Origin of the sequence: Streptomyces sp. NPDC127108 (genome assembly GCF_042677545.1) — a bacterium.
In the GTDB taxonomy this organism is placed as follows: Bacteria; Actinomycetota; Actinomycetes; order Streptomycetales; family Streptomycetaceae; genus Streptomyces.
In genome coordinates, this window is sequence record NZ_JBHXTE010000067.1 from 15,998 (window position 1) to 42,230 (window position 26,233).

The 26,233-nt window shown below is 71.4% G+C and carries 20 protein-coding genes; 9 read left to right on the forward strand and 11 right to left on the reverse strand.

Features of this window, described 5'->3' with window-relative positions; translation table 11 throughout:
- Positions 1 to 262: 262 nt before the first annotated feature.
- The 4 genes from ACFVHO_RS37475 to ACFVHO_RS37490 form a co-directional block, all read right to left on the reverse strand.
- On the reverse strand, positions 263 to 973 hold the full coding sequence (locus ACFVHO_RS37475) for a DUF2567 domain-containing protein (RefSeq protein WP_385724913.1): 711 nt from the start codon (positions 971 to 973) through the stop codon (positions 263 to 265).
- Between the two features lie 55 nt (positions 974 to 1,028).
- Positions 1,029 to 1,850, reverse strand: coding sequence for an ABC transporter permease (locus ACFVHO_RS37480; RefSeq protein WP_385724914.1), 822 nt, complete (start codon positions 1,848 to 1,850; stop codon positions 1,029 to 1,031).
- Between the two features lie 97 nt (positions 1,851 to 1,947).
- On the reverse strand, positions 1,948 to 2,985 hold the full coding sequence (locus tag ACFVHO_RS37485; RefSeq protein ID WP_385724916.1) for an ABC transporter ATP-binding protein: 1,038 nt from the start codon (positions 2,983 to 2,985) through the stop codon (positions 1,948 to 1,950).
- A 127-nt stretch (positions 2,986 to 3,112) separates the two neighbouring features.
- Positions 3,113 to 4,327, reverse strand: a complete 1,215-nt coding sequence (locus ACFVHO_RS37490; protein WP_385724917.1) for an NYN domain-containing protein — start codon at positions 4,325 to 4,327, stop codon at positions 3,113 to 3,115.
- 333 nt (positions 4,328 to 4,660) lie between these two features.
- On the opposite strand from ACFVHO_RS37490, the gene ACFVHO_RS37495 reads away from it, so the two are divergent.
- Positions 4,661 to 4,831: a hypothetical protein gene (locus ACFVHO_RS37495; protein ID WP_190116805.1), complete on the forward strand. Its 171-nt coding sequence runs from the start codon at positions 4,661 to 4,663 to the stop codon at positions 4,829 to 4,831.
- 99 nt (positions 4,832 to 4,930) lie between these two features.
- On the opposite strand, the gene dnaE is transcribed toward ACFVHO_RS37495, so the two are convergent.
- A complete protein-coding gene (dnaE, locus tag ACFVHO_RS37500) occupies positions 4,931 to 8,470 on the reverse strand; it encodes a DNA polymerase III subunit alpha (protein ID WP_385724919.1) in 3,540 nt (1,179 codons plus the stop codon).
- 170 nt (positions 8,471 to 8,640) lie between these two features.
- Between dnaE and ACFVHO_RS37505 the strand changes: the two genes are divergently transcribed.
- The 5 genes from ACFVHO_RS37505 to ACFVHO_RS37525 all read left to right on the forward strand — a co-directional run bounded on the left by ACFVHO_RS37505 (position 8,641) and on the right by ACFVHO_RS37525 (position 15,137).
- Entirely contained in the window at positions 8,641 to 9,969 is a 1,329-nt protein-coding gene (locus tag ACFVHO_RS37505) for a DUF2252 domain-containing protein (RefSeq protein WP_385724921.1), read from the forward strand.
- 72 nt (positions 9,970 to 10,041) lie between these two features.
- On the forward strand, positions 10,042 to 10,728 hold the full coding sequence (locus ACFVHO_RS37510) for a hypothetical protein (RefSeq protein WP_385724923.1): 687 nt from the start codon (positions 10,042 to 10,044) through the stop codon (positions 10,726 to 10,728).
- Positions 10,729 to 10,769: 41 nt separating this feature from the next.
- The gene (locus ACFVHO_RS37515; protein WP_385724924.1) at positions 10,770 to 11,588 is read left to right on the forward strand and encodes a thioredoxin domain-containing protein; all 819 of its coding nucleotides are present in this window, start codon (positions 10,770 to 10,772) and stop codon (positions 11,586 to 11,588) included.
- 124 nt (positions 11,589 to 11,712) lie between these two features.
- Positions 11,713 to 13,407, forward strand: a complete 1,695-nt coding sequence (locus ACFVHO_RS37520) for an alkaline phosphatase D family protein (RefSeq protein ID WP_385724926.1) — start codon at positions 11,713 to 11,715, stop codon at positions 13,405 to 13,407.
- 86 nt (positions 13,408 to 13,493) lie between these two features.
- On the forward strand, positions 13,494 to 15,137 hold the full coding sequence (locus tag ACFVHO_RS37525) for a serine/threonine-protein kinase (protein ID WP_385724927.1): 1,644 nt from the start codon (positions 13,494 to 13,496) through the stop codon (positions 15,135 to 15,137).
- 40 nt (positions 15,138 to 15,177) lie between these two features.
- On the opposite strand, the gene ACFVHO_RS37530 is transcribed toward ACFVHO_RS37525, so the two are convergent.
- Positions 15,178 to 15,747, reverse strand: a complete 570-nt coding sequence (locus tag ACFVHO_RS37530; protein ID WP_289951987.1) for a dienelactone hydrolase family protein — start codon at positions 15,745 to 15,747, stop codon at positions 15,178 to 15,180.
- A 30-nt stretch (positions 15,748 to 15,777) separates the two neighbouring features.
- Between ACFVHO_RS37530 and ACFVHO_RS37535 the strand changes: the two genes are divergently transcribed.
- Positions 15,778 to 16,869: a mechanosensitive ion channel family protein gene (locus tag ACFVHO_RS37535; protein ID WP_385724929.1), complete on the forward strand. Its 1,092-nt coding sequence runs from the start codon at positions 15,778 to 15,780 to the stop codon at positions 16,867 to 16,869.
- A gap of 54 nt (positions 16,870 to 16,923) precedes the next feature.
- Here the strand turns inward: ACFVHO_RS37535 and ACFVHO_RS37540 are convergent, their stop codons facing one another.
- From ACFVHO_RS37540 to ACFVHO_RS37560, 5 genes are all read right to left on the reverse strand, one after another.
- On the reverse strand, positions 16,924 to 18,510 hold the full coding sequence (locus ACFVHO_RS37540) for a Na+/H+ antiporter (RefSeq protein WP_385724931.1): 1,587 nt from the start codon (positions 18,508 to 18,510) through the stop codon (positions 16,924 to 16,926).
- 233 nt (positions 18,511 to 18,743) lie between these two features.
- Positions 18,744 to 19,223 carry a GNAT family N-acetyltransferase gene (locus tag ACFVHO_RS37545; protein WP_385724933.1) on the reverse strand — a complete coding sequence of 160 codons (480 nt, stop codon included), beginning with the start codon at positions 19,221 to 19,223 and terminating at the stop codon, positions 18,744 to 18,746.
- A complete protein-coding gene (locus ACFVHO_RS37550; RefSeq protein WP_385724935.1) occupies positions 19,220 to 20,161 on the reverse strand; it encodes an RluA family pseudouridine synthase in 942 nt (313 codons plus the stop codon). Before ACFVHO_RS37550 ends, ACFVHO_RS37545 begins: the two co-directional genes overlap by 4 nt.
- A gap of 80 nt (positions 20,162 to 20,241) precedes the next feature.
- Positions 20,242 to 20,949 carry a signal peptidase II gene (lspA, locus tag ACFVHO_RS37555; protein WP_385724937.1) on the reverse strand — a complete coding sequence of 236 codons (708 nt, stop codon included), beginning with the start codon at positions 20,947 to 20,949 and terminating at the stop codon, positions 20,242 to 20,244.
- A 78-nt stretch (positions 20,950 to 21,027) separates the two neighbouring features.
- Positions 21,028 to 22,152: a TraR/DksA family transcriptional regulator gene (locus ACFVHO_RS37560; protein WP_385724938.1), complete on the reverse strand. Its 1,125-nt coding sequence runs from the start codon at positions 22,150 to 22,152 to the stop codon at positions 21,028 to 21,030.
- Between the two features lie 315 nt (positions 22,153 to 22,467).
- On the opposite strand from ACFVHO_RS37560, the gene ACFVHO_RS37565 reads away from it, so the two are divergent.
- Positions 22,468 to 22,659 (forward strand): DUF1059 domain-containing protein, encoded by a 192-nt coding sequence (locus ACFVHO_RS37565; protein WP_385724940.1) that lies wholly within the window; start codon positions 22,468 to 22,470, stop codon positions 22,657 to 22,659.
- A gap of 390 nt (positions 22,660 to 23,049) precedes the next feature.
- Positions 23,050 to 26,193 carry an isoleucine--tRNA ligase gene (ileS, locus tag ACFVHO_RS37570; protein WP_385724942.1) on the forward strand — a complete coding sequence of 1,048 codons (3,144 nt, stop codon included), beginning with the start codon at positions 23,050 to 23,052 and terminating at the stop codon, positions 26,191 to 26,193.
- The last annotated feature ends 40 nt before the right edge of the window (positions 26,194 to 26,233 follow it).

Sequence of the window (26,233 nt, forward strand, 5' to 3'; positions counted from 1 at the left end):
AGCTCCCCAACCCCGCCCCTTCCCGAAACCGAGGGCGCTGCCCCCGGGCCCCCGGGGTGGAGGTCCCGGGCGGGTGGGACAGCCCCAGCCGAATCGGCGCTCCGCGCCTCGTCCTCAATCGCCGGACAGGCTGAGATGTTGCCGGGGCGGGCTGGGAATGTGCCGCTAATTTTCAGCCCCTCCGGCGATTGAGGAGCGGGGTCTGGGGCGGAGCCCCAGTTTCGGGAAAGGGGTGGGATTGGGGAGCCCCCGGCAAGGCCCCCTACCGCTCCGGCGCCCCATAAGCATCCCGATACGGACTCTCGTACGACGAGAACGGCTCCGGATCCCGGGGCCCGAAGAGCCCCGTGAGCACCAGCTGCGCGACCATCGCAGCGACGGGCCACGCAAGCAGCACCCCCTTGGCCTTCAACTCCATGGGCGCGTCGAAGACGACCCCCGCCCCCACGGCCCGCGCGTGCGCCGCCACATCCGTCTCGGGCCCGACCCAGACCCCCACCTTCCAGGCGAGCACAGCCCCGAGCAGCCCACCCGCGGCGAGCCCGACGACGAGCGGGATCCCGCCCCGCCGCCGCACGAGGAACACCACGACCGCGCTGACGAGCCCGAAGGCGAGCGCCAGCAGGGCGAACGTTCCGTCGACCCCGATGGCCTGCTCGCCCTCGGTGTCCTTGAGGTAGACGGTCGTCTTGTCGGCGATGAGCGGCACGCTGGGCGCCAGCCACAGCCACAGCAGCCCGAGCAGCACTCCGCTGGCCGCGACCGCGACCATGACCACCACGGCGTCCCGCACGTCGGCCTTCAGGTCGGTCGTCACGGGGGATCCGTCCTCCTCGGGCGCCGTCCCGGCCGCGTACCCCGAGGACCGCGCGGGCTCCCGCCAGGGGTTGTCGGGGCCGGGGCCGGAGGAGTCGGTGTCGCTGTCTTCGGGACGATCGTGCGGCGGTTGGGAGGGTGTCAGCGGTGCGGTCACGCACACATGGTGCCAGCTCCGTCTGAGAACCGCGCCACCGGACGGCGGATCGGCGTCAGCGGACGGCGGCCCGCCGGTAGGCCCAGGTGGCGACGGCCAGCGAGGCGACGCCGACGCCCGCGCAGACCGCGAGATCGAGTGCGACGGCACCCCAGTCGGGGTCGGCGCCGAAGGTCCGGGCGAGGGCCTCCACGCCGTACGTGGAGGGCAGCAGGTCGCGGGCGTACTGCAGGAACTCGGGCATGCGCTCGGCCGGGAGCACCCCGAGCAGGAGCGCGGCGGACATGCCCATCTGCCCGAGCAGGGTGGCGAGTTCGGGCCGTGGCGCGAGCAGCCCGAGGGCGGCGCCTAGCCCGGCGAGGGCGGCGCCGGAGAGCGGGATCACGGCGGCGAGCACCCACAGGTGCGTCAGCGGCAGGCCGAAGAGCCCGCAGCCGACGACGGCCGTGACGATGGTGCCGGGCACGGTGAAGGAGGCGTACGCGGCGGCGGCGCCGAGGACGACGGCGGCGGGCGGCACGGGCAGCGTGGCGTAGTGGTCGAGGCCGCCGTCGCCGCGGAGCTGGCCGAAGTACTGGGCGAGCAGGTTCAGCGCGACGAACGCGACCACGAGGACGGAGGATCCGGCGACGACGGCGCGGGCCTCACCGCCCCCGTCCACGACGCCCCGCATGAGGATCATGATGCCGACGGACTGGAAGGTGGCGACGAAGAGCAGCGGGATCCGGGCGACGCGGGCCCGTGACAGCTGTGCCCGGTAGACGGCGCCCAGGGCCGGCAGGAGCCGCGCCCGGGCCCCGAGCGGCGCGACGGGGTCCGTCACCTCCGCGGCGCGGTCCTCGGCTCGCACGACGGCTTCCAGGGGAACGGCACTCAACGGACAACCTTCCTACCGACTGGCCTGACTACTCCACGCCGCGCGGCGGCGGCACCGGCGCGTCCTCCCCCGGTGACGGGTCCCTCGGTGTCGGGGCTCACGCCTTCACCAGCCCGTCCCCGCCCCGCCCGCCCAGGGCGAGGTACACATCCTCCAGGCTGGGCGTGGCCAACGTGAAATCGTCGAGGGCGGCGAAGGCGCCCCCGCCGGTGACCGCCGCGACGGCCGCCCGCGCCTCCTCCGGCGCGAGCCGCAGCGTCCACTTGCGCCCGGACTCGACCGCCGAGGACCGCAGCGCGGCGACCTCGGGCACGTCGATGGGCGCCCGCTCGCGCCAGACGAGCTCCACCCGGACCTCCCCGGCGACCTGCTCCTTGAGCCCGGCGGGCGTGTCGCAGGCGATGACCCGGCCGTGGTCGAGCACGGCGACGCGGTCGAGCACGGTCTCGGCCTCGATGACGTTGTGGGTGACGAGCAGGACGGTGGTGCCGCGCTCGGCCCGGCGCCGGTCGACGGCGCCCCACACGGCGCGCCGCGCCACCGGGTCCATGCCGGTCGTCGGCTCGTCGAGCACGAGCAGCCGCCGCTCCCCCACCAGGGCGGTGGCGAAGCAGGCGAGCCGCCGCTGGCCGCCGGAGAGCTTCTTCAGGGGCCGGGAGGCGAGGGCGGTGAGCCCCAGCTCCTCCAGGACGTCGTCGCGCTCGGCCCGCGCGCGGGCGGTGTCGAGCCCGCGCAGGCGCGCGGTGGTCTCGACGGCGAGGGAGACGGTCAGCTCGTCCAGGGCGGTGGACTCCTGGCCCAGATAGGCGAGGAGCCGGGCGGCCCGCTCCGGGTGGCGCACGATGTCGTGGCCGAGGACGTGGACGCTGCCGCTGTCGGGCCGCATCAGGCCGGTCAGCTGGCGTACGAGGGTGGACTTGCCGGCGCCGTTGGGTCCGAGGAGGCCGAAGATCTCGCCGCGGCCGACCTCGATGCCGAGGCCGTCGCTGGCCCGGACCTCGGGTGTCGCGGGCCTGCCGCGCCTGCCGCGGGCGGCGGGATAGACCTTGACCAGGTCGCGCACGACGCAGACGGCATCGCTGCCGTGCCCCTGCCGGAGCCCCTGTCGGACTGCCTGTGCCGCGCGCGTACTCACGAAGGACGAGGGTACGGGGTCCTGTGTCCGGTATGGCGCGCGGGGCGGCTCTCGCGCCCCCTCGTCGTACCGGAACGGATGCCCCCGCCGTGGCGTGCGCGCCCTCGCGCCGGGGGCACCAGGGACATCATTCCCCCGCGGGCGCGTGCTCGGCGGCGGTCCGTACGTCGATCTCGCGCCAGAAGCCCGCCCGGATCGCGTACCGGTCGTGTTCGTCGATCTGGTCGTCCTTGTGGGCGAGCAGACCGAACCGGGCGGCGTAGCGCAGCAGCTCGCCGTCGATGCGGTGCGGGATGCGCGGGTACATCGTGGACAGCTTCTGGAGGTTGTGCTGTTCGGGCAGGCGCCCCATCCAGCGCCGGGCGAAGACCTGGCCGACCTCGTAGGGGTCGCCGCCGACGGTGGTGATGTCCTCCTCCCTGTCGGCCCAGCGCTGCTCGGCCGTGGTGAGCTGGGCGAGGGTGGGCAGCGCCGCGGCCTCCGGGGGCTCGGCGGGGGTGCCGGGGCGGTCCACCCAGCCCTTGTCGGACGACCAGCGCAGGGTCGCGTTCGCCGGTTCCTTGGGGTGCTGCACGCCGGGGGCGCGCAGGGCCGCGAGGTCCTTGGGGGTGGGCACGCCCTTTGTGGCCGGATTCCGGTCCCCGTTCTCCTGGACGCGGGGGGCCGCGGCGGGGTGGGGGGCGGCGGTGGCCTGCTCGGCGCTCGCGGCGAGGGCGGACTCGGGCAGCGGGGCGGAGAGGATCGCGGCGATCTCGGGGCGGGGGGCGGGCGGCGGGGCGCAGACGCCGGTCAGCTCCTTGGCGCGGACGGCCTTGGTGATCCAGACGCGGTCCAGGACGCGGCGCTCGTCGGCCTCGGCCACCAGGTCCTCGGACTGGTTGTAGTCCCCGTCGGCGGCCTGCACGGCCCAGAGGTGGACGGCGACGCCGTGTTCCTTGGCGGCCATCATGCCGGGCAGCAGATCGCCGTCGCCGGTGACGAGCACGACGTCGGAGCAGGCGCGGTTGCGGGCCAGCTCGGTCAGCTCGGCGTGCATGGCGGCGTCCACGCCCTTCTGCGCCCAGCGGCCGTCGCTGCGGGTCAGGGCGCCGAGGCGGACGGTGACGCGGGGCATCACGCGGAGCCTGCGGTGCTCCGGTTGGGGTACGCGGTCGGGGGCGCCGTCGAACCAGTAGATCCGCAGCAGCGGGCGCTCCGTGTCCGCCTCGGCGCGCTCGCGCAGACCCTGGATGAGGGCGGTGTGATCGACGGTGATCCTGGACCGGGACGGCTCTCCCGCGAGGAGGCTCGCGGCGGCTCCCAGCAGATACCCGGCGTCCACCAGGACGATGCAGCGGTCCACGCCATCCACCCTCTTTCCTGGAAGATTCCTGAAGGTGCCCGAAGATCCCACAGATCGCGGGCAGGGGTCCGGCGATTCGGCGGATCGAAAGAGCCCGCGGATCCTGGAGGTCACTTCGGGTTTCCTTCGAGTCTGCCCGACCTCGCGGAGGTTAACGGCCCGAACTCGATCTTCGGCGTGGCGTATCCGCTCGAACGCGCTGCGTGGCTCCTTTTGAGTGCCTCCGCGAGTCCCCCTATGACGCACGGTAATTATCCAAAATGCGCGTTTTGCAGACCTATGTGAGTCTGGTCGCGTCCTGGCCCCTCGATCCCCCTCAGGAGGAAGATCACCATGGCCAAGAACAAGAACCGCGATCGCAACCAGAAGGCGGCGGCCCAGGCCGAGCGCGGTCAGCAGCAGGCCCAGCAGTCCGCCATGGAGGCACAGGCCAAGTCCGCGGCCGCGGCGAACCCCGGCGATGTCGCCCGTAAGCACCGTGAGCGCCGCTTCGGCCACAACTGACGCCCGCACAGGCACACATGAGGGGCGCACCCGCACCGGGTGCGCCCCTTGGCCATGTGATGCGTGCCGTGCGCGCCGCTCGCGCCGCCCGCGGCGGGGTCAGCCCGCCAGGCAGGACGGGCCGAGCAGCACCTTGAGGTCGCCGAAGAGCGCCGGGTCGGGCTTCACGCGGTGCCGGTCGAGCCGGAGCACGGTGGTCTTCTGCGCGCCCTGGAGCTTGATCCGCACCTCGCTGTTGCCCCGGTGGTGGCTGAGGATCTCGCCGAGGCGCGTGACCATCGGCGGGCTCACCTTCACGGTCGGGATGGTGATCAGGACGGGCGCGTTGGTCCCGGCGTTCGACAGGTCGGGGACCTGCATCTCCATGGCGACGAGGCGGGGGACGTCCTCACGCTTGTCGAGCCGTCCCTTGACGAACACCACGGCGTCCTCGACGAGTTGCGTGGACACCAGCTGGTACGTCGCGGGGAAGAACATGCACTCGATGGAACCGGCGAGGTCCTCCACGGTGGCGATCGCCCACGCGTTGCCCTGCTTGGTCATCTTGCGCTGCAGCCCGGAGATGATCCCGCCGATCGTCACCACCGCGCCGTCGGAGAAGTCACCGCCGGTCAGCTGCCCGATCCCCGCGTCCGCCTTGTCGGAGAGCACATGCTCGAGCCCGAACAGCGGGTGGTCGGACACATACAGGCCCAGCATCTCCCGCTCCTGCGCGAGCAGATACGTCTTGTCCCACTCGTCGTCGGAGAACTCCACGTCCAGGCCGAACCCCGGCTCGTCGGAGTCGTCCTCGCCCATCCCTCCGAACAGGTCGAACTGCCCCTCGGCCTCCTTGCGCTTGACCGCCACCACGTTGTCGATCATCGGCTCGTACTGCGCGGTCAGGCCCTTGCGGGTGTGCCCCATGGTGTCGAAGGCGCCCGCCTTGATCAGCGACTCCGTCGTGCGCTTGTTGCACGCGGCCGCCTCCACCTTGTCCAGGTAGTCCGGGAACGAGGCGAACTTCCCCTTCGCCTTCCGCGACCGGATGATCGACTCCACCACGTTCGTCCCGACGTTGCGCACCGCCTCCAGGCCGAACAGGATCACGTCGTCACCCTGCGCCGCGAAGTTGTGCACCGACTCGTTCACGTTCGGCGGAAGCACCTTGATGCCCATGCGGCGGCACTCGTTCAGATAGACCGCCGACTTGTCCTTGTCGTCCTTCACCGACGTCAGGAGCGCCGCCATGTACTCGGCCGGGTAGTTCGCCTTCAGATACGCGGTCCAGTAGGTGACCAGGCCGTACGCGGACGAGTGCGCCTTGTTGAACGCGTATCCGGCGAAGGGCACCAGGACGTCCCACAGGGCCTGGATCGCGGCGTCCGAGTAGCCCTTGTTCTTGGCGCCCGCCTGGAAGAGGACGAAGTTCTTCTCCAGCTCCTCGGGCTTCTTCTTGCCCATCACGCGGCGCAGGATGTCGGCTTCGCCGAGCGAGTAGCCGGCGATGATCTGGGCGGCCTTCTGCACCTGCTCCTGGTACACGATCAGGCCGTAGGTGAGACCCAGGGTCTCCTTCAGCGGCTCCTCGAGCTCCGGGTGGATCGGGGTGATCTCCTGGCGGCCGTTCTTCCGCTCCGCGTAGTTGGTGTGCGAGTTCATGCCCATCGGGCCCGGCCGGTAGAGGGCCGAGACGGCGGAAATGTCCTCGAAGTTGTCGGGCTGCATCTGGCGGAGCAGCGAGCGCATGGGGCCGCCGTCGAACTGGAACACGCCGAGCGTGTCACCGCGGCAGAGCAGTTCGAAGGTCTTGGGGTCGTCGAGCGGAAGGTTGAGCATCTCCAGCTCGATGCCCTTGTTGGCCTTCACCATCTTGACGGCGTCGTCCATGATCGTGAGGTTGCGCAGGCCCAGGAAGTCCATCTTGAGCAGGCCGAGCGACTCGCACTGGGGGTAGTCCCACTGTGTGATCGTGACGCCGTCGGTGTGCCGCACCCAAATCGGGGCGTGGTCCACGATGGGCTCGCTGGACATGATCACGCCGGCCGCGTGCACACCCATCTGCCGGACCAGGCCCTCCACGCCCTTGGCGGTGTCGATGACCTTCTTGACGTCCGGCTCGTTCTCGTACATCCCCCGGATCTCGCCCGCCTCGCTGTAGCGCGGGTGGGTGGGGTTGGTGATGCCGTCGAGGTCGATGCCCTTGCCGAGGACGTCGGCGGGCATGGCCTTGGTGAGCCGGTCGCCCATGGCGTAGGGGTAGCCGAGGACGCGCGCGGAGTCCTTGATGGCGTTCTTCGCCTTGATCTTGCCGTACGTACCGATCATGGCGACCTTGTCCTCGCCGTACTTCTCGGTCACGTACCTGATCACTTCGACGCGCCTGCGCTCGTCGAAGTCGATGTCGACATCGGGCATGGAGACGCGCTCGGGGTTGAGGAACCGCTCGAAGATCAGTCCGTGCGTGATCGGGTCGAGGTCGGTGATGCCCATGGCGTACGCGACGATCGATCCGGCCGCGGAGCCTCGGCCCGGGCCGACCGCGATGCCGTTGTTCTTGGCCCACATGATGAAGTCGGCGACCACGAGGAAGTAGCCGGGGAACCCCATCTGGATGATGATGTCCATCTCGTACTCGGCCTGCTTCTGGCGGTCCTCGGGGACGCCGCCCGGGTAGCGGCGGTTCATGCCGACCCGGACCTCCTCCTGGAACCAGGTGACCTCGGTGAAGCCGTCGGGGATCTCGAACTTCGGCATGAGGTCGCGCTTCTCGAACATGCCGCTCGTGTCGATCTGCTCCGCCACCAGGAGGGTGTTCGCACACCCCTCCTGCCAGGCGTCCGAGGAATCGACGGCGTACATCTCGTCCGTCGACTTCAGGTAATAACCCGTCCCGTCGAAACGGAAACGATCCGGATCCGACAGATTCTTGCCCGTCTGAATGCACAGCAGCGCGTCATGGGCCGTCGCCTCATGCGCGTACGTGTAATGCGAGTCATTCGTCACGAGCGGCGGAATGCCCAGCTTCTTGCCGACCCGGAGGAGATCCTCACGCACCCGGCGCTCGATATCAATCCCGTGGTCCATCAGCTCCAGGAAATACCGGTCCTTGCCGAAAATGTCCTGGTACTCCGAAGCCGCCTTCACCGCCTCGTCGAACTGCCCCAGACGCAGCCGCGTCTGCAGCTCACCCGACGGGCAGCCGGTCGAGGCGATCAGCCCCTCCGACCACTGGGAGATCGTCTCCTTGTCCATCCGCGGCCACTTCTGCAGCCAGCCCTCGGCGTACGCGTCCGAGGAGAGACGGAACAGGTTGTGCAGGCCCGTCTGGTTCGCCGCCCAGATCGTCTTGTGCGTATAACCACCCGAACCGGACACGTCGTCGCGCTTCTGGTGCGGCTGCCCCCACTGGATCTTCCGCTTGTTGCGCCGCGACTCCGGCGCCACATACGCCTCGATCCCGATGATCGGCGTCACTCCCGCCTTCTTCGCCGTATGGAAGAAGTCGTACGCCCCGTGCAGGTTGCCGTGGTCGGACATCGCGATGTGCGTCATGCCCATCTCATTGCACGCGTTGAACATGTCCTTCAGCCGCGCGGCGCCGTCCAGAAGCGAGTACTGGGTGTGGACGTGCAGGTGCGTGAAAGGCGGCTTCGACACGGCGTGGGCCTCCAACGGGAACACTGGGCGACAGGCTGCGGACAGTCTGGGTGGACAGCGTGGAAGTCTAATCCGCGCGACTGACAGTCGGCGGGCACTCGGGAGTACGGTCGGGCGTTGAGAAGGGCGGACGTCCGTCCCCCGAGCCATGCACCAGGAGGCACCCCGCGATGTCGGTCCCGCAGCCCACCGCCGACCAGCGCGGCGAGGAGATCCTCGCCGTCTTCGACACCGCGTTCGGCGAGCTGCTCGCCGCCGACCCCGCCGCGTTCCGGGTGAAGTTCCGGAAGATGGCGGCCTCGGCCTTCGCGTTCTACCGCGGCACGGCGTGCCTCTTCTACCACGACCTGGGCCGCGAGCAGCACGGCGGCGCGTACGTGGACGACCGCACCGGCCGGGTCTGGATCCACGGCGACCTGCACGCCGAGAACTTCGGCACGTACATGGACTCCCAGGGCCGCCTGATCTTCAACGTCAACGACTTCGACGAGGCGTACGTGGGCCCCTTCACCTGGGACCTGAAGCGCCTCGCGGCCTCCCTGGCCCTGATCGGGTACACGAAGGCGCTGAGCGACGAGCAGATCACGTCCCTGGTGCGCACGTACGCCGCGGCGTACCGCGAGCGGGTCCACGACCTGGCGACGGGCGCCAAGAGCGACGAGGTGCCGCCCTTCACGCTCGACACGGCCCAGGGCCCGCTCCTGGACGCCCTGCGCGCGGCCCGCTCCCTGACCCGCTTCGAGCTCCTGGACTCGATGACGGAGATCCGTGACTTCGAGCGCCGCTTCGCGCCGGGCGGCGGCTCCATCGAGCTCGACGCGGCCACGCGGTACAAGGTCCTCGCGGCCTTCGACGGCTATCTGGAGACGCTGCCCGAGTCCTCCCTGGCCCGCCCCGACTCGTATCGCGTGAAGGACGTCGTGGGCCGCCGCGGCATCGGCATCGGCTCGGCCGGACTGCCGTCGTACAACATCCTCCTGGAGGGCAACAGCGACGCCCTGGAGAACGACGTCGTCATCTACCTGAAGCAGGCCCAGACCCCGGCCGTCTCCCGGCACATCACGGACCCCGTGATCCGTGACTACTTCCAGCACGAGGGCCACCGCACGGTCATCTCCCAGCGGGCCCTCCAGGCGCACGCCGACCCCTGGCTCGGCTGGACCGAGCTGGACGGCGCGGGCCAGCTCGTCGCCGAGGTCTCGCCGTACGCGGTCGACCTGGACTGGTCGGACATCGACGACCTGGACGAGATCTCCTCCGTGGTGGCCGACCTGGGCCGGGCCACGGCGACGATGCACGCGGCCGCCGACGACGAGAGCGGTCACTCGGAGCTGGTGCCGTTCTCCACGGAGCGGGCCATCGACGCCGCCATCGCGGCCGACGAGGGCGGCTTCGGCGACCTCCTGGTGGACTTCGCGCACGACTACGGCGCCCGGGCCCGCGCGGACCACCAGATCTTCGTCGACCTGTTCCGCAATGGCCGGATCCCGGGGCTCTGAGGGGCGGCCATGTGATTCATAGGGACCCTTTAGGGGTCTCTTACGACAGCTCATGGCACACTCGCTTGCGCGATGGACATATCCGGGACCCAGATCAGAGTGGTGCGTGCGGCACTGTTCACGGCACTCGTCGTGATGCTGTCCGCCGCGTCGCACATTCTGCTGTCCCGGGCCCCGCTGCCACTCACGACCTGCCTCGCCGTCACGGCCGGGGTGTACGTCATCGCGTACGCCCTGGCGGGCCGTGAGCGCGGGTTCGGCCGCATCGCCGCCCTGCTGATCCCCCTTGAGCTGGCCGCCGACACCGTCTTCACCTCGGGCCAACACGTCTGCTACGGCCAGTCGGGCGGCCCCGTCACGGGCCCGCTGCGGTCCTTCGGGGTGGATGTGCTGTGCGGCGGCGGCAGCGTCGGCACTCCGCTGGCGCGGATGACGGGCGGCGAGAGCCACGGCGCCGCCGCCCTGCTCGCCGACGGCGGCCCGGCCACGGCCTGGCTGCTGCTCGGGGCGCACGTCGGCGTCGGGCTGCTCGCGGCGGCCTGGCTCGGGCGCATGGAGCGGGCCGTGGCGGGTCTCCTTCGGGCCGCGGCCGCGGCGACGTTCCGGCCGCTGCTGCTCGCGGTCGCCGCGGTGACCCGCCGGGTCGAGCCGGTGCGCTGGCTGCCGCGCCCCGCCCGCCGGACGCCGGTCGTCCGCACCCGGCTGTTCGTGCACTGCGTGGGACGGCGTGGACCGCCGTGCTCGGCCCTCTTCGCCTGAGCACAGCCGACCAGCCATCGCCACACCCACGGAGAACCATCATGAGCAAGCGCAACAGCCAGGCCGCGAAGCAGGCCGCCCGCGAGCGGATCCGCGCCCAGCAGGAAGCCGAGCGCAAGCGCGAGAAGCGCAAGCGGTCGATCATCGTCGGCACGTCCATCGTCGGCGTCCTCGCCCTCGCGGGCGGCGTCTCCTACGCCGTCATGCAGGGCAACAAGCCCGGCTACTGGGAAGACGCCAAGGACAAGAAGCTCGTCAAGCCCGCGAACACCTCGGGCAAGGACGGCACGAGCGTCGTCGTCGGCAAGGCGAGCGCCAAGAAGACCCTGAAGGTCTACGAGGACCCGCGCTGCCCGATCTGCGCGAGCTTCGAGCAGACCGTCGGCCCGACGGTCGAGAAGGACATCAAGGACGGCAAGTACAAGGTCCAGTTCGTCGGGGCCACGTTCCTCGACAACAACATCCCGGGCGAGGGCTCCCGCAACGCGATGAGCGCGCTCGGCGCCGCCCTGAACGTCTCCCCGGACGCGTTCCTCGCCTACAAGAAGGCGCTGTACTCGTCGGACAACCACCCGAGCGAGCAGGACGACAAGTTCAAGGACGACTCGTACCTGATCAAGGTCGCGAACGAGGTGCCCGAGCTCAAGAAGAGCGACGCCTTCAAGAAGGCCGTCAAGGACGGCACGTACGACCGCTGGGCCCTGGCCATGGGGCAGGCGTTCCAGGACGACAAGGACGGTGTCGAGGGCACCCCGGCGTTCGTCATGGACGGCAAGCAGCTCAAGGGCGCCGACGGCAAGAACGCGCCGATGTCGGTCGCGGACTACAACAAGGCCGTCGACGCGGCGCTGAAGGGCTGACCGCGGCACCGAAGGGCTGATGCGGGAGTTATCACGCAGGCGCAGTAGGCGTGTTGCGGAAGAGCGGGCGAACTTTCGGTGGTCGCCCGCTCTTCGCCGTTACCGGTCCGTAGGGTAGCCCCTCGTGACCAGTCGAAGAGACAACTCCCTTGCGCCCGCTGAGGGTCCCGGCAAACCGTCGGCCGCCCTCACGCCGCGCCGCCGCACCGTCGTCAAGGCCGCGGCCGCCACCGCCGCCCTCGCTGCCCCCCTCGCGGCGGCCCTGCCGGCCCGGGCCGCCGCAGGACCCGCCTTCCTCCATGGTGTCGCCTCCGGCGACCCGCTGCCCGACGGCGTCCTGCTGTGGACGCGGATCACGCCGACGCCCGAGGCGGTGCCCGGGTCCGGCAAGGGCCCGGACGTCGAGGTGCGTTGGGAGGTGGCCGAGGACAAGGGCTTCAGCAAGGTCGTGGGCCGCGGCTCGACCACCGCGAAGGCGGCGGGCGACCACACGGTCAAGGCCGATGTAAGGGGCCTTCGCCAGGCGACCACCTATTACTACCGCTTCTCCATAGGCAGCGATTCACCGGTGCGCTCCCCCGTGGGCCGCACCCGCACCGCCCCCGCCCACGAGGCCGCCGCGCCCGGCGTCCGCTTCGGCGTGGTGTCGTGCTCCAACTGGGAGGCCGGGTACTTCTCCGCGTACCGCCACCTCGCCGCGCGCACCGAACTCGACGCGGTCCTGCACCTCGGCGACTACCTGTACGAGTACGCGTCCGGCGGCTTCGCCTCGTCCGGCGACGTCGTGCGCGAGCACCAGCCGAAGCACGAGATCCTCACCCTCGCCGACTACCGGACCCGGCACGGCGCCCACAAGACCGACCCCGACGCGCAGGCCATGCACGGCACGCACCCGGTCATCGCGATCTGGGACGACCACGAGGTCGCCAACGACGCCTGGTCGGGCGGCGCGGAGAACCACAGCCCGGAGACCGAGGGCCCCTGGACCGCGCGCGTGGCCGCCGCCAAGCAGGCGTACTTCGAGTGGATGCCGGTGCGCCCGGCCACCGAGGGCACCGTCTACCGCCGTCTGCGCTTCGGCAAGCTTGCCGACCTGCACCTGCTCGACCTGCGTTCGTTCCGCTCGAAGCAGGCGGGGGTGGGCAGCGGCGACGTCGACTCGCCGGATCGCACGATCGCGGGCCGCGCCCAACTCGACTGGCTGAAGGCGGGCCTGGCCGCGTCGGACGCCGCGTGGAAGCTGGTCGGCACGTCGGTGATGATCTCCCCGGTCGCCTTCGGCTCGCTGCCCGCGTACCTCCTGAAGCCGCTCGCGAAGCTGCTCGGCCTGCCCGAGGGCGGTCTGGCCGTGAACACCGACCAGTGGGACGGCTACACCCACGACCGCAAGGAACTCATCGGCCACCTGCGGGACAAGGGCATCCGGAACACCGTCTTCCTGACCGGTGACATCCACATGGCGTGGGCCAACGACGTGCCGGTGACCGCCGCCACGTACCCGGCGTCGCCGTCCGCGGCCACGGAGTTCGTCGTCACGTCCGTGACGTCCGACAACGTCGACGACTTCCTGAACGTCCCGCCGCAGACCCTGTCCCTCGTCGGCGTCGCCGCGGTCAAGGCCGCCAACCGCCATGTGAAGTGGCTGGACATGGACTCCCACGGGTACGGCGTCCTGGACGTCACCGCGGAGCGCTCGCAGATGGACTACTACATCGTCTCCGACCGCACGGACCCCGAGGCGACGTCGTCGTGGGCGCGTTCGTACCGCACGCTCACCGGCACGCAGAAGGTGGAGCGGGTGCAGGCGCCGGTGCGCTGAAGGACGGTGACGGGTTCGGCGGCCGGACGCGGAACAGCCGGTGAAGCGGGCCGACAGGTGCCCTTCGACCCCCTACGCTGTCGGCCATGAGCGGCCAGGGGGACGTGATCGACGGGCGCTTCGAGCTGCTGCGGCGGCTCGGCAGCGGAGGCATGGGCACGGTGTGGCGGGCCCGCGACACCGTGCTGCACCGCGAGGTGGCACTGAAGGAGGTACGGCCGCCGGGCCCCGAGCCGACCGGTGACACCTCGCGGCTGCTGCGGGAACGGGTGCTGCGCGAGGCCCGTGCCCTGGCCCGGCTCAACCACCCGCACGTCGTGACGATCCACCACATCGTCGACGCCGAGCCGCACCCGTGGCTGGTGATGGAGCTGCTCTCGGGCCGCACCCTCCAGGACTTCCTGGAGGAGCGCACCCTGCCGCCGCGGGAAGCGGCCCGCATGGGCCGCGAGGTCCTCTCGGCGCTGCGGGCCGCCCACGCGGCGGGCATCCTGCACCGCGACATCAAGCCCGCCAACATCCTGCTCCGCGAGCCGTCCCCCGACCGCCCCGACGAGGTGCCACCCGTCGTCCTCACCGACTTCGGCATCGCCGCGCTCCAGGGCTCCACGCAGCTCACCGCCACCGGCGAGCTGATCGGCTCGCCCGAGTACATAGCGCCGGAGCGCGTCCGAGGCACCGGCGAGGGCCCGGCCGCCGACCTGTGGTCACTGGGGCTGGTGCTCTACGTGGCCGTGGAGGGCGTCAGCCCGCTGCGCCGTTCGTCCACCCTGGCCACACTGGCCGCGGTGCTCGACGAGCCGGTGCCGCCGCCGGTGCGCTCCGGCCCGCTCGCCCCGGTCCTGGAGGCGCTGCTCGTACGGGACCCGGCGCTGCGGCCCGACGTGGAGCGCCTGGACGCGATGCTCACGGCGGTCGCCGACGGGGTCGCGTGGCAGCCCACGGAGACGGCGCCCCGCCCGCCCGTACCGCCCACGCAGACCGGGCCGCGCCCGCCCTTCCCGCCCGCCGCGCCGCCCCCACCCCCCGGCTCCCCGGGCCACACGCACCCGCAGCCCGCGTTCGACCCGCCTCCCGGCGGCACGCCCCGGCCCGGCGACCAGGGCACCGCCCGGCGCCGCACGCCCGTGCTCGCCGCCGCGATGGTGGCCCTCGTCCTGGTGGCGGGGGTGGCCCTGGCGTTCGCGCTGCGCGACGGCGGGAAGGGCGGGACGGAGGACAAGGGTGGCGGCCGGACCGGCGGGGCGGCCTCCGAGGCGTCGCGTACGACGGGACCGGTCAAGCGGCCCACCGACGAAGCGAGCGCCGAACCGAGCAGGACCCCGGCGTCCTCCGCTTCCTCGGCACCGGGCACACCGACCACGCCGAGCACCCCGACCACGCCATCCGCGCCGCCCGGGTCCGGCCGCTGGATCGCCCAGCTGCACTCCGAGCCCCGCTCCTCGTCCGCCGCGACCCGCGACCGCAAGCTCGCCGCCGTCCGCAGGGCCGTCCCCGAGGCCCAGTACCTGCGCAGCGACGACTATGCCTCGCTGCGCCCGGGGTACTGGGTGTTCTACGCGCCGGGCCCGTTCCCGAACGGCCAGTCGGCGCTGCGGTTCTGCGCGGAGCGCGGCCGGACCTCGGCCAACACCTGCGTGGGGCGCTATCTCAGCGACGACGCCGGGGACCTCGGCCTGCAGTGCAAGCCGCCCGCGAGCAGCCCGGCGGGCCGCTGCGTGCGGACCTGAGGCGGGACCGGCCGGGGCCGACCGCTCCCCGGGCCGACGGCTACAGGCTCTCCAGGAACCCCAGCGCCGTCCGCCACGTCGCCTCCGCCGCCTCGGCGTCGTAGTCGTCGAGGTCCGGGTCGGTGTACAGGTGCCCGGCGCCCGCGTACCGGTAGACCTCCACGTCGGCGCCCGCGCGGCCCATCTGGAGGTACCAGGCGCTGAGCCAGTCGTCCGTCTCGAACGCGTCGGGCTCGGCGACGTGCAGCTGTACGGGGAGCTCGTCCACGGACGCGTTCTCCGCGATGTCCGACGTGCCGTGCAGGAGCAGCAGGCCGCGCGCCTTGGCGTCGCCGAGGGCGAGGGTCTGCGCGGTGGCGGCGCCGAGAGAGAAGCCCGCGTAGACGAGGCCCCGGTCGGAGTAGGGCGCGGCGGCCAGGACCGCGCGCTTGAGCAGCTCGTCGTTGCCCAGCTCGTCCTTGAAGGCCAGCCCTTCCTCGACGGTCTCGAAGGTGCGGCCGTCGAAGAGATCCGGGGTCCACACCTCGTGCCCGGCGGCCCGCAGCCGGTCGGCCGCCGCGCGCACCGCGGGCCGCAGCCCGTACGTCGAATGGAAAAGCATGATGTTCATGGGGCCATCGTGCCACCTACCCTCTGAGGCATGGAGAACGTGCTGCGTCCGTTGATCGTTGTCGGCGGCTCGGTCGTGCTCACGCTCGCGGTCGGCTGGGTGGCCGACTGGGCGTTGCGCCGGGCCGCCGACAGACGACCCGAGCAGCCGCTGTGGGAGCTGCTGCGCCGCTGCCGGCTGCCGTTGCAACTGGTGCTGTGCGCGGCCATGCTGCGCGGGTCGTACGCCCAGGCGAAGATCGCCGAGGGCCATTCGGTGGGCATCGGCAGAGCGCTCACGCTGGTCCTCATCGCCTCGGTGGCCTGGCTCGCGGTGCGGATCTCGGCGGCCGTGGTGGAGTCGTCGTACGCGCGCTATGCCTCGGCGCACCGCGATCCGGCCCGGGTCCGGCGGGTGCGCACGCAGGTCACGCTGATCCAGCGCGTGGTCGCGGCGATCGTCGGCGTGGTGGCCGCCGCCGCGATGCTGCTCACGTTCCCCGCCATGCAGGCGGCCGGGGCCTCGCTCCTCGCGTCGGCGGGGATCCTCGGCATCGTCGCGGGCGTGGCCGCGCAGTCCACGCTCGCCAACCTCTTCGCGGGGCTGCAGATCGCCTTCGGCGACATGGTGCGGATCGGGGACACGGTGGTGGTGGACGGCGAGTGGGGCGTCGTCGACGAGATCACGCTGACGTTCCTGACGGTGCGGACCTGGGACGAGCGCCGGATCACGATGCCGGTGTCGTACTTCACCTCGAAGCCGTTCGAGAACTGGTCCCGCGGCGGCGCCCAGATGACCGGCACCGTCTTCCTCCAGCTCGATCACACGGCCCCGATGGCCCAGATGCGCGAGAAGCTGCACGAGATCCTGCGCGAGTGCGGCGCCTGGGACGGCCGCGACTGGGGCCTCGCGGTCACGGACACCACGCCGAACACCGTGCAGGTACGGGCCCTGGTCACGGCCAAGGACGCCGACGACATCTGGACGGTGCGCGTCACGGTCCGCGAGCAGCTCGTCGCCTGGCTGACCGAGCACCATCCGTACGCGCTGCCGCGGGTCAACACGGCCTGGGCGGTGGAGCCGCCGGACGGCGACCATCCGCATCCGGTGACACCGCACGTGCCGCGGACGGGGCGGGGCTGAGACGGCGGGGGCGGGGCAGCGGCGGGGCCGGGGCCGCGCGTCCCGCCCCGTACGTCAGCGCAGGCTGCGGACGTCCAGGTGGTGCAGCACCCGGTCCACGATCTCCGGGTCGTAGCCGGGTTCGCTGCGCGCGGCGAGGACCTCGTGGCGGGCGGCCGACATCATCTCGCGCTGGATGCGCTGGACGGCCTTGAACCGGTCGACGCGCTTGGCGTACCGCTCGCGCCGCTCGTCGTCGAGGATGTCGGGGCTGATCCGGGCGCCGATGTCGAAGGCGCCGCGAAGCAGCCGCTCGGAGACCTCCTCGGGCAGCTCCTCGACCTCCTCGATCTCCTTCAGGCGCGCCTTGGCGGCCTTCGCCGCGCGCACGGCCAGCTCGCGCTCCAGGGCCCGCTCGGCATCGGTGTCGGCGCGCACGCCGAGCTTCCTGACCAGCCACGGCAGGGTCAGGCCCTGGGCGATCAGCGTCGCGATGATCACGCAGAAGGCGATGAAGACGATCTCGTCCCGGGCGGGGAACGGGGCCCCGTCGTCCGTCTCCAGCGGAATGGCGAGGGCCAGCGCGACCGACGCCACGCCGCGCATGCCGGACCACCACATGACGACGGTCTCGCGCCAGGTGGTCGGGATCTCCTCGTCGTAGTCGCGGCGCTTGTGCAGCCGCTTGGCCAGCCAGGTGGCGGGCAGCAGCCACATCAGCCGTACGCCGACGACGACCGCCACGATGGCGCCGCCCCAGCCGACCATCTCCCACTCGCGCCCGTCGGCCGTGCCGAAGACGTTGTGCAGTTCGAGGCCGATGAGGCCGAACGCGACGCCGGTGACGAGGGTGTCGACGATCTCCCAGAAGGACTGCCCGGTGATCCGGCCGAGCACGTCATCGGCGTCGACGGCGTTCTCTGCGAGGTAGAGGGCGGTGGTCAGGACCGCGAGGACACCGGAGCCGAGGAGTTCCTCGGCGAGTACGTAGGCCACGAACGGCACGAGGAGCGTCAGGCCGGTCTGCAGGGTCGCGTCGCCCAGCAGGCCCATGAGCTTGTTGGAGAGCCAGCCGAGCGCGAGGCCGACGGCGACGGCGACGACGGCGGAGAGCACGAGCTGGCCGACGGCCGAGGGCCAGGAGAAGGTGCCGCTGACGGCGGCGGCGATGGCCACGTGGTACAGCACGATCGCGGTGACGTCGTTGAAGAGCCCCTCGCCCTCCAGGATCGACACCAGGCGCCGCGGCAGCCCGAGCGAACCGGCCACCGCGGTCGCGGCCACCGGGTCCGGCGGGGCGACGAGCGCGCCGAGCGCGACGGCCGCGGCGAGCGGCAGCCCCGGCACGACGGCGTTGGCCACGGCCGCGACGGCCGCCGTGGTCACGAACACGAGCGCCACGGCGAGGAGCAGGATGGGCCGGATGTTGGCGGCGAACTGCCGCCAGGACGTGCGCTGCACGGACGCGTACAGCAGCGGCGGCAGGACCAGCGGGAGGATCAGCTCAGGCGCGATCTCGACGTTCGGCACGAACGAGAGGAACGCGAGGACGCCCCCGAACAGCGTCATGAGCACCGGCGCGGGCAGCCCGATCCGGTCCCCCAACGGCACGGTGACCAGGGCCCCCAGCAACAACAGGAGCAGCAACGCCAGTTGATCCACGGGTGCCCTCCGGGCGGTGAGGCCAGCATGATCAGGGCTTCAACCTTGCCACGGAGCACAACAATCGGCGCAAATCACCCGCCCGCCACGGTTCAGTCACGCCCCGAAGGGGCGCGGGACCGCGCCGACGCGCCACGGTGCCGGAGCGCCCCGGAAGGGGCGTGGGGAACTGCGCGACCAGCCACGGCGAGCGTGCAGACGGACAACGACATGGCCCGCCCCACTACGAATCGCTAGCGCAGCACCTTGCGCATGGCCCGATGCGGAATGCCAGCATCCGGAAACTCCGGCCCATACGCCGCGTACCCGAGCCGCTCGTAGAACCCGAGCGCATGCGTCTGCGCATGCAGATCGACGGCGCCGAGCCCGCGCTCACGGGCGGCGTCCTCAATGGCACGCACCAGCTCCGCCCCGACCCCGAGCCCCCGCGCGGAGCGCAACACGGCCAGCCTGCCCAGGGCTCCCACGGTGGCGTCCCCGCCGTTCTTGACAGCGGCCGCCGCCCCCGTGAGCAACCGCCCCGTACCGAGCGGGGCGCCGTCCGCGCCGCGCACCGCGAGGACGTGCACGGCCCCCACGTCGTACTCGTCGTACTCCAGGTCCTCCGGCACGCCCTGCTCGGCGACGAAGACCTCCTTGCGCACGCCGAAGCACGCGTCCAGGTCCTCCCGGCCCACCGCGACCCGGCAGCTCACGCCACCCGCGGCGGTCACGCGCTCTCCGCCCGCACCCGGTCGAGCGCCAGCTGCAGGTCGTCGGGGTAGTCGCTCGCGAACTCGACCCACTGCCCGTCGCCGGGGTGCTCGAAGCCGAGCCGCACGGCGTGCAGCCACTGGCGGGTGAGCTTGAGCCGCTTGGCGAGCGTGGGGTCGGCGCCGTACGTCAGGTCGCCCACGCACGGATGCCGGTGCGCCGACATGTGGACCCGGATCTGGTGGGTCCGGCCGGTCTCCAGCTTGATGTCGAGCAGGGAGGCCGCGCGGAAGGCCTCCATGAGGTCGTAGTGCGTGACGGAGGGCTTGCCCTCGGCCGTGACCGCCCACTTGTAGTCGTGGTTGGGGTGGCGGCCGATGGGGGCGTCGATGGTGCCGCTCATGGGGTCGGGGTGGCCCTGCACGAGCGCGTTGTACCGCTTGTCGACCGTGCGCTCCTTGAACTGGCGCTTCAGCGACGTGTACGCCCGCTCCGACTTGGCGACGACCATCAGGCCCGACGTGCCGACGTCCAGGCGGTGCACGATGCCCTGGCGCTCGGCGGCGCCGGACGTCGAGATGCGGTACCCGGCGGCGGCGAGGCCGCCGATCACGGTGGTGCCGGTCCAGCCGGGGCTGGGGTGCGCGGCCACGCCGACCGGCTTGGTGATCACGACGATGTCCTCGTCGTCGTGCACGATCTCCATGCCCTCGACGGGCTCGGCGACGATCTGCACCGGAGCGGCCGCCTGCGGCATCTCCACTTCCAGCCAGGCGCCGCCGTGCACCCGCTCGGACTTGCCGACCACCGAGCCGTCGACCGCGACCTTCCCCGCCGCGGCGAGCTCGGCGGCCTTCGTGCGGGAGAAGCCGAACATGCGCGAGATGGCGGCGTCGACGCGCTCGCCCTCCAGGCCGTCCGGTACGGGCAGGGTACGGATCTCGGGAATCGTGCTCACCCCACGAGTATGCAGGAGTGCTGTGACACCGCCGTACCGAACGCCGTGCGCGAGGGCCCGCGCGGTCCTCGTAGCGGGTCTCAGTCCTTGTGGACGGTGCCGTCCGGGTCGAGGCCGCGGAAGGAGAGCAGCACGATCAGGATGCCGCCGCAGACGATCGCGGAGTCGGCGAGGTTGAAGACCGCGAAGCCCTTCGGCGCGATGAAGTCGACCACCGCGCCCTTGAAGACGCCGGGCGAGCGGAAGATCCGGTCGGTGAGGTTGCCGAGCGCGCCGCCGAGCAGCAGGCCGAGGGCGATCGCCCAGGGCAGGCTGTACAGCTTGCGCGCGAGGCGGGCGATCACCACGATCACGGCGGCGGCGATCACGGTGAAGATGATCGTGTACGCCTCGCCCATGCCGAAGGCGGCGCCCGCGTTCCGGATCGCGTTGAAACGCAGCAGGTCACCGACCACGTCGATCGGCTCGTGGTGCTCCAGCTTCGCGACCACGATCATCTTGCTGATGAGGTCCAGGGCGTACGCGAACAGGGCCACCCCGAACAGCACGGCGATCTTGCGCCGCCCCTTGGGCTTGGCCCCGGCGTCGGCGTCGGGCTCGGCGTCGGCCTCGGTCTCCGCGTCCGCCGGGTCCGCCACGGCCGACGAATCCGGCGTCGGCTCCGCCTCCGGCTTCGGCTCGCCCTCGGAGCGCTGCCCGTCCTTGGAGCCGGAATCGGACTGCTCCGGCCCGGCCCCCTCCGCTTCAGGGATGTCCGGCGTACCGATGATGCGCTCCGCCTCTGCCACGTGAGTCCCTCAACCTAGGTGCCTGACTGGGGACGAGGGTACGACACCGGGGTACGGGCCAAGGCGCCCAGGCCACGCTCAGTAGCGCCGTTCCTGCTTCTGCTTGCACTCGACGCACAGGGTGGCCCGCGGGAACGCCTGCATGCGGGCCTTGCCGATGGGGTTGCCGCAGTTCTCGCAGAGGCCGTACGTCCCCGCGTCCAGGCGTTCCAGGGCGCGCTCGGTCTGTTCCAGCATCTCCCGGGCGTTCGCGGCGAGCGCCATCTCGTGCTCGCGCGTGATGTTCTTCGTGCCGGTGTCCGCCTGGTCGTCGCCCGCGCCGTCCCCGGAGTCCCGCATCAGCCCGGCGAGTCCGGCCTCGGACGCCTCGATCTCGGACCGCAGCCGCATGGTCTCGGACATCAGCTCGGTGCGCGCCTCGGCGACCTCCGCCGGGGTCCACGGATCCTCGCCGGGCCGCACCGCGAGCTCGCCGGGCGTCGCCGCGGCCCGTGCCTTGGGCACCGCGCCCGCCTTCGTCGCCGCCGTCGCCGTGCCCGGAGTCTTCTTCGCAACCACCGTCGTGGCTCCCGTCGTCTCCGCGGCCTGAGCCGCACCCTCGGCCGCGGACGCGGCCGACTTCTTGGCCGTACGTTTCCTGGCTCCCGGACCCTTCGTGGCGCCCGTCGCCTTCTTGGACGCAGCCACCCCGCCGTCCGCCTCCGTCCCGGTGGCGGACTTCTCGTCGGCGGCCCGCTCGGATGCGGCTGTCGCAGCCGACGCCTTCGTGGCCGACGCCTTCTTCGAAGCTGTCTTCTTCGCAGCTGCCTTCTTTGGAGTCGCCTTCTTCGCAGTCGTCTTCTTGGCAACGGTCTTCTTGGCGGCCGCGTTCCTGGAGGTGCTCACCGACTCCTGGTCGGCCGCCTTCTCCTTGTCGACGGCCTTCGCGTCGACGGCCTTCTTCGCTACCGCCTTCTTCGTGGCGGCCTTCTTCGCCGGTGCCGCGGCGGACGCCTTCTTCGCCGCCCCCTTGGCGGGAGCCTTCCCGGCCGTCTTGGTCGTGGTCTTCTTCGGCGCCGCCGACCCCGCAGCCGCCGTCTTGCCCGCACGCACGGTCTTGACGGTGCGGGCCGCCTTGCCGCCCGCTTCCCCCGCCGCCCCGGCCCCCGCGGCTGTGGATCTGCTGGACGCCGACTGCTGTACGGCGGTCTTCTTCGCCACCATGGCCGCGGCCCCTTCACATATTGTGATCTTGCACGCGAATCGTGCTGGGACGATAAATCGACTCCAGGCCCGCGGCAACGGGGCACGCCGCCCGATTCGCCCGCCCCCGGGGGTCGCGCGGTGAGCCTGCCTGCGTTGTGCCCAGCTCCCCGGCGGGTAATCCGCCGGACGCCCGAGGTCAGGATCCGGACACTCCGCATGTCGCCATTCGGGGCAGTCCCCGCGGTCTCGCCCCACAGCGGCAGGGCGCCTCGCGGGCCCCTCCCCGGGGGCCCGTACGGGCATAGACTTGATGGCGACCGAAGAAGGTGCGCCATGCGCAAAATGACCGACTGCCGCGATTTCCCGAGCGAGACCCACTGCACCCTCGCCATCTCCGGCGAGGAGGACGAGGTGGTCCGCGCCGCCAGCGAGCACGCCGTGTCCGTCCACGGCCACACGGACGGCCCCGAGCTGCGGAAGATGATCCGCGACTCCCTCAAGGACGAGATCCCCCAGCACGCCTGATCCACCGGAACGTCCACGGGGGCTGCTCGCCGCGTTCCCCGCGGCCGCCTGAAATCCGGTCGGCCGCCCCCGCCCCGGCGCCGTACACTGGCCGGAGCGAGAAGCGTGGATGGGGACGAGTAGCGGCGTACGCAGCCATGAGCGACCCGGGGACGGTGTGAGCCCGGGGGCGAGCGCGACGTGAAGATCACCCCGGAGCCGCCGGAAGAAAGCCGCAGGTCGGCCCCCATCGGGGACGGGCCCGGCGAGTAGACCCGGCATCGCGACCCCAATGAGGGGGCCCTGTGGCGCCAGCGCCAGGGGGCCAAGGAGGGTGGTACCGCGGGAGCGCAGCGATGCGCCTCTCGTCCCTCCGACGGAAGGGAAGAACGTCCGCCGGAGGAAAAGCGAATGACGCCGCCGCAGTACCGCCAGGTGCCCGCCCAGGTCGACCTGCCCGCCCTTGAGCACGCCGTGCTCGAGTTCTGGGAGCAGCAGAAGATCTTCGCCAAGAGCCTGGAGCAGTCCGAGGGACGCCCCGAGTGGGTGTTCTACGAGGGCCCGCCCACGGCCAACGGCATGCCCGGCGCGCACCACATCGAGGCCCGCGTCTTCAAGGACGTCTTCCCGCGCTTCCGCACCATGCGCGGCTACCACGTCGCCCGCAAGGCCGGCTGGGACTGCCACGGCCTGCCCGTGGAGCTGGCGGTCGAGAAGGAACTCGGCTTCAACGGCAAGAAGGACATCGAGGCGTACGGCATCGCCGAGTTCAACGCCAAGTGCCGCGAGTCGGTGACCCGCCACACGGACGCCTTCGCCGACCTGACGACCCGCATGGGGTACTGGACGGACCTCGACGGCGCCTACCGGACGATGAACCCCGAGTACATCGAATCCGTCTGGTGGTCCCTGAAGGAGATCTTCAACAAGGGCCTCCTCGTCCAGGACCACCGCGTCGCCCCCTGGTGCCCCCGCTGCGGCACGGGCCTGTCCGACCACGAGCTGGCGCAGGGGTACGAGACGGTCGTCGACCCGTCCGTCTACGTCCGCTTCCCGCTGACCGGCGGCCCCCTCGCGGGCGAGGCCGCCCTCCTGGTGTGGACGACCACCCCGTGGACCCTGGTGTCCAACACGGCGGTCGCCGCGCACCCGGACGTCACCTACGTGGTCGCGACCGACGGCAAGGAGAAGCTGGTCGTCGCCGAGCCCCTGGTGGAGAAGGCACTCGGCGAGGGCTGGGAGACCACGGGCCAGAGGTTTACCGGCGCCGAGATGGAGCGCTGGACGTACCAGCGCCCCTTCGAGCTGGTGGAGTTCCCCGCCGAGGCGCACTACGTGGTCAACGCCGACTACGTGACCACGGAGGACGGCACCGGCCTCGTCCACCAGTCCCCCGCCTTCGGTGAGGACGACCTCAAGGTCTGCCGGTCCTACGGCCTGCCGGTCGTGAACCCCGTCCGCCCGGACGGCACCTTCGAGGAGAACGTCCCGCTCGTGGGCGGTGTCTTCTTCAAGAAGGCCGACGAGAGCCTCACCAAGGACCTGGACGAGCGCGGCCTGCTGTTCCGGCACATCGCGTACGAGCACAGCTACCCGCACTGCTGGCGCTGCCACACCGCGCTCCTCTACTACGCGCAGCCGTCCTGGTACATCCGCACCACGGAGGTCAAGGACCGTCTCCTCGAGGAGAACGAGCAGACCAACTGGTTCCCGGAGTCCGTCAAGCACGGCCGCTTCGGCGACTGGCTGACCAACAACGTCGACTGGGCGCTGTCCCGCAACCGCTACTGGGGCACCCCGCTGCCCATCTGGCGCTGCGAGGAGAACCACCTCACCTGCGTCGGCTCCCGCGCCGAGCTGAGCGAGCTCACGGGCACCGACCAGTCGGACCTCGACCCGCACCGCCCGTTCATCGACGACGTCACGTTCACCTGCACCCACGAGGGCTGCTCCCTCGAAGCGGTGCGCGTGCCCGAGGTCATCGACGCCTGGTACGACTCGGGCTCGATGCCGTTCGCGCAGTGGGGCTACCCGCACAAGAACAAGGAACTCTTCGAGAGCCGCTACCCCGCGCAGTTCATCTCGGAGGCCATCGACCAGACCCGCGGCTGGTTCTACACCCTGATGGCCGTCGGCACTCTCGTCTTCGACAAGTCGAGTTACGAGAACGTCGTCTGCCTCGGCCACATCCTCGCCGAGGACGGCCGCAAGATGTCCAAGCACCTGGGCAACACCCTGGACCCGATCCCGCTCATGGACCGGCACGGCGCCGACGCCGTCCGCTGGTTCATGGCGGCCGGCGGCTCCCCGTGGGCGGCCCGCCGCGTGGGCCACGGCACCATCCAGGAGGTCGTCCGCAAGACCCTCCTGACGTACTGGAACACGGTCGCCTTCCAGGCGCTCTACGCCCGTACGTCGAAGTGGGCCCCCTCGGACACCGACCCGGCGCCCGCCGACCGCCCGCTGCTCGACCGCTGGCTGCTCAGCGAGCTGCACGCGCTCACCGACCAGGTGACGCAGGCCCTGGACGCCTACGACACGCAGCGCGCCGGAAAGCTCCTGTCCGCCTTCGTCGACAACCTCTCCAACTGGTACGTACGGCGTTCGCGGCGCCGCTTCTGGCAGGGCGACGCGGCCGCGCTGCGCACCCTGCACGAGGTCGTCGAGACGATCACGCGGCTGCTGGCCCCGCTGACGCCGTTCATCGCGGAGCGCGTCTGGCAGGACCTGGTCGTGCCGGTCACGCCGGACGCCCCGGAGTCGGTGCACCTGGCGACCTGGCCGGAGGCGGACCTGTCCGCGGTCGACCCCGAGCTGTCCAAGCAGATGGCCCTGGTGCGCCGCCTCGTCGAGCTGGGCCGGGCCACGCGCGCGGAGTCGGGCGTCAAGACCCGCCAGCCGCTGTCCCGCGCGCTCGTCGCCGTGGCCGGTTTCGACACGCTCAGCCCGGAACTGCACACGCAGATCACGGAGGAGCTGAACGTCTCCTCCCTCGCCTCCCTCTCGGAGGTGGGCGGCTCCCTGGTCGACACCACCGCCAAGGCCAACTTCCGTGCCCTCGGCAAGCGCTTCGGCAAGGGCGTGCAGGCGGTGGCCAAGGCCGTCGCGGAGGCCGACGCGGCCGCGCTGTCCCTCGCCCTGCGCGAGGGCACGGCCTCGGTGGAGGTCGACGGGGAGACGGTGACGCTCGCCCCGGACGAGGTCATCATCACCGAGACCCCCCGCGAGGGCTGGTCGGTGGCGTCCGACTCCGGTGCCACGGTCGCCCTCGACCTGGAGCTCACGGACGAGCTGCGCCGCGCGGGCCTGGCCCGGGACGCGATCCGCCTGATCCAGGAGGCCCGCAAGAACAGCGGCCTGGACGTCGCGGACCGGATCGCCCTGCGCTGGACGTCCGCCGACCCGGCCGTCGTCACGGCCGTGACCGACCACGCGACCCTCATCGCGGACGAGGTCCTGGCCACGGACTTCGCCGAGGGCGAGGCCGACGACACCTACGGCGAGACCTTCAAGGACGACTCCATCTCCCTGACGTTCCGCCTCCGCAAGGCGTAACAGCAACGCCGAAGGCCCGGGCCCACCAAAGATCTTGGTG

Bases quoted from the DNA above. Each gene is read 5' to 3' on its own strand.
- ACFVHO_RS37525 (WP_385724927.1), top strand. From the start codon at position 13,494: ATGAGCGGCCAGGGGGACGTGATCGACGGGCGCTTCGAGCTGCTGCGG.
- ACFVHO_RS37505 (WP_385724921.1), top strand. From the start codon at position 8,641: ATGTCGGTCCCGCAGCCCACCGCCGACCAGCGCGGCGAGGAGATCCTC.
- ACFVHO_RS37515 (WP_385724924.1), top strand. From the start codon at position 10,770: ATGAGCAAGCGCAACAGCCAGGCCGCGAAGCAGGCCGCCCGCGAGCGG.
- ACFVHO_RS37510 (WP_385724923.1), top strand. From the start codon at position 10,042: ATGGACATATCCGGGACCCAGATCAGAGTGGTGCGTGCGGCACTGTTC.
- ileS (WP_385724942.1), top strand. From the start codon at position 23,050: ATGACGCCGCCGCAGTACCGCCAGGTGCCCGCCCAGGTCGACCTGCCC.
- ACFVHO_RS37530 (WP_289951987.1), bottom strand. From the start codon at position 15,747: ATGAACATCATGCTTTTCCATTCGACGTACGGGCTGCGGCCCGCGGTG.
- ACFVHO_RS37535 (WP_385724929.1), top strand. From the start codon at position 15,778: ATGGAGAACGTGCTGCGTCCGTTGATCGTTGTCGGCGGCTCGGTCGTG.
- ACFVHO_RS37495 (WP_190116805.1), top strand. From the start codon at position 4,661: ATGGCCAAGAACAAGAACCGCGATCGCAACCAGAAGGCGGCGGCCCAG.
- ACFVHO_RS37560 (WP_385724938.1), bottom strand. From the start codon at position 22,152: ATGGTGGCGAAGAAGACCGCCGTACAGCAGTCGGCGTCCAGCAGATCC.
- ACFVHO_RS37565 (WP_385724940.1), top strand. From the start codon at position 22,468: ATGCGCAAAATGACCGACTGCCGCGATTTCCCGAGCGAGACCCACTGC.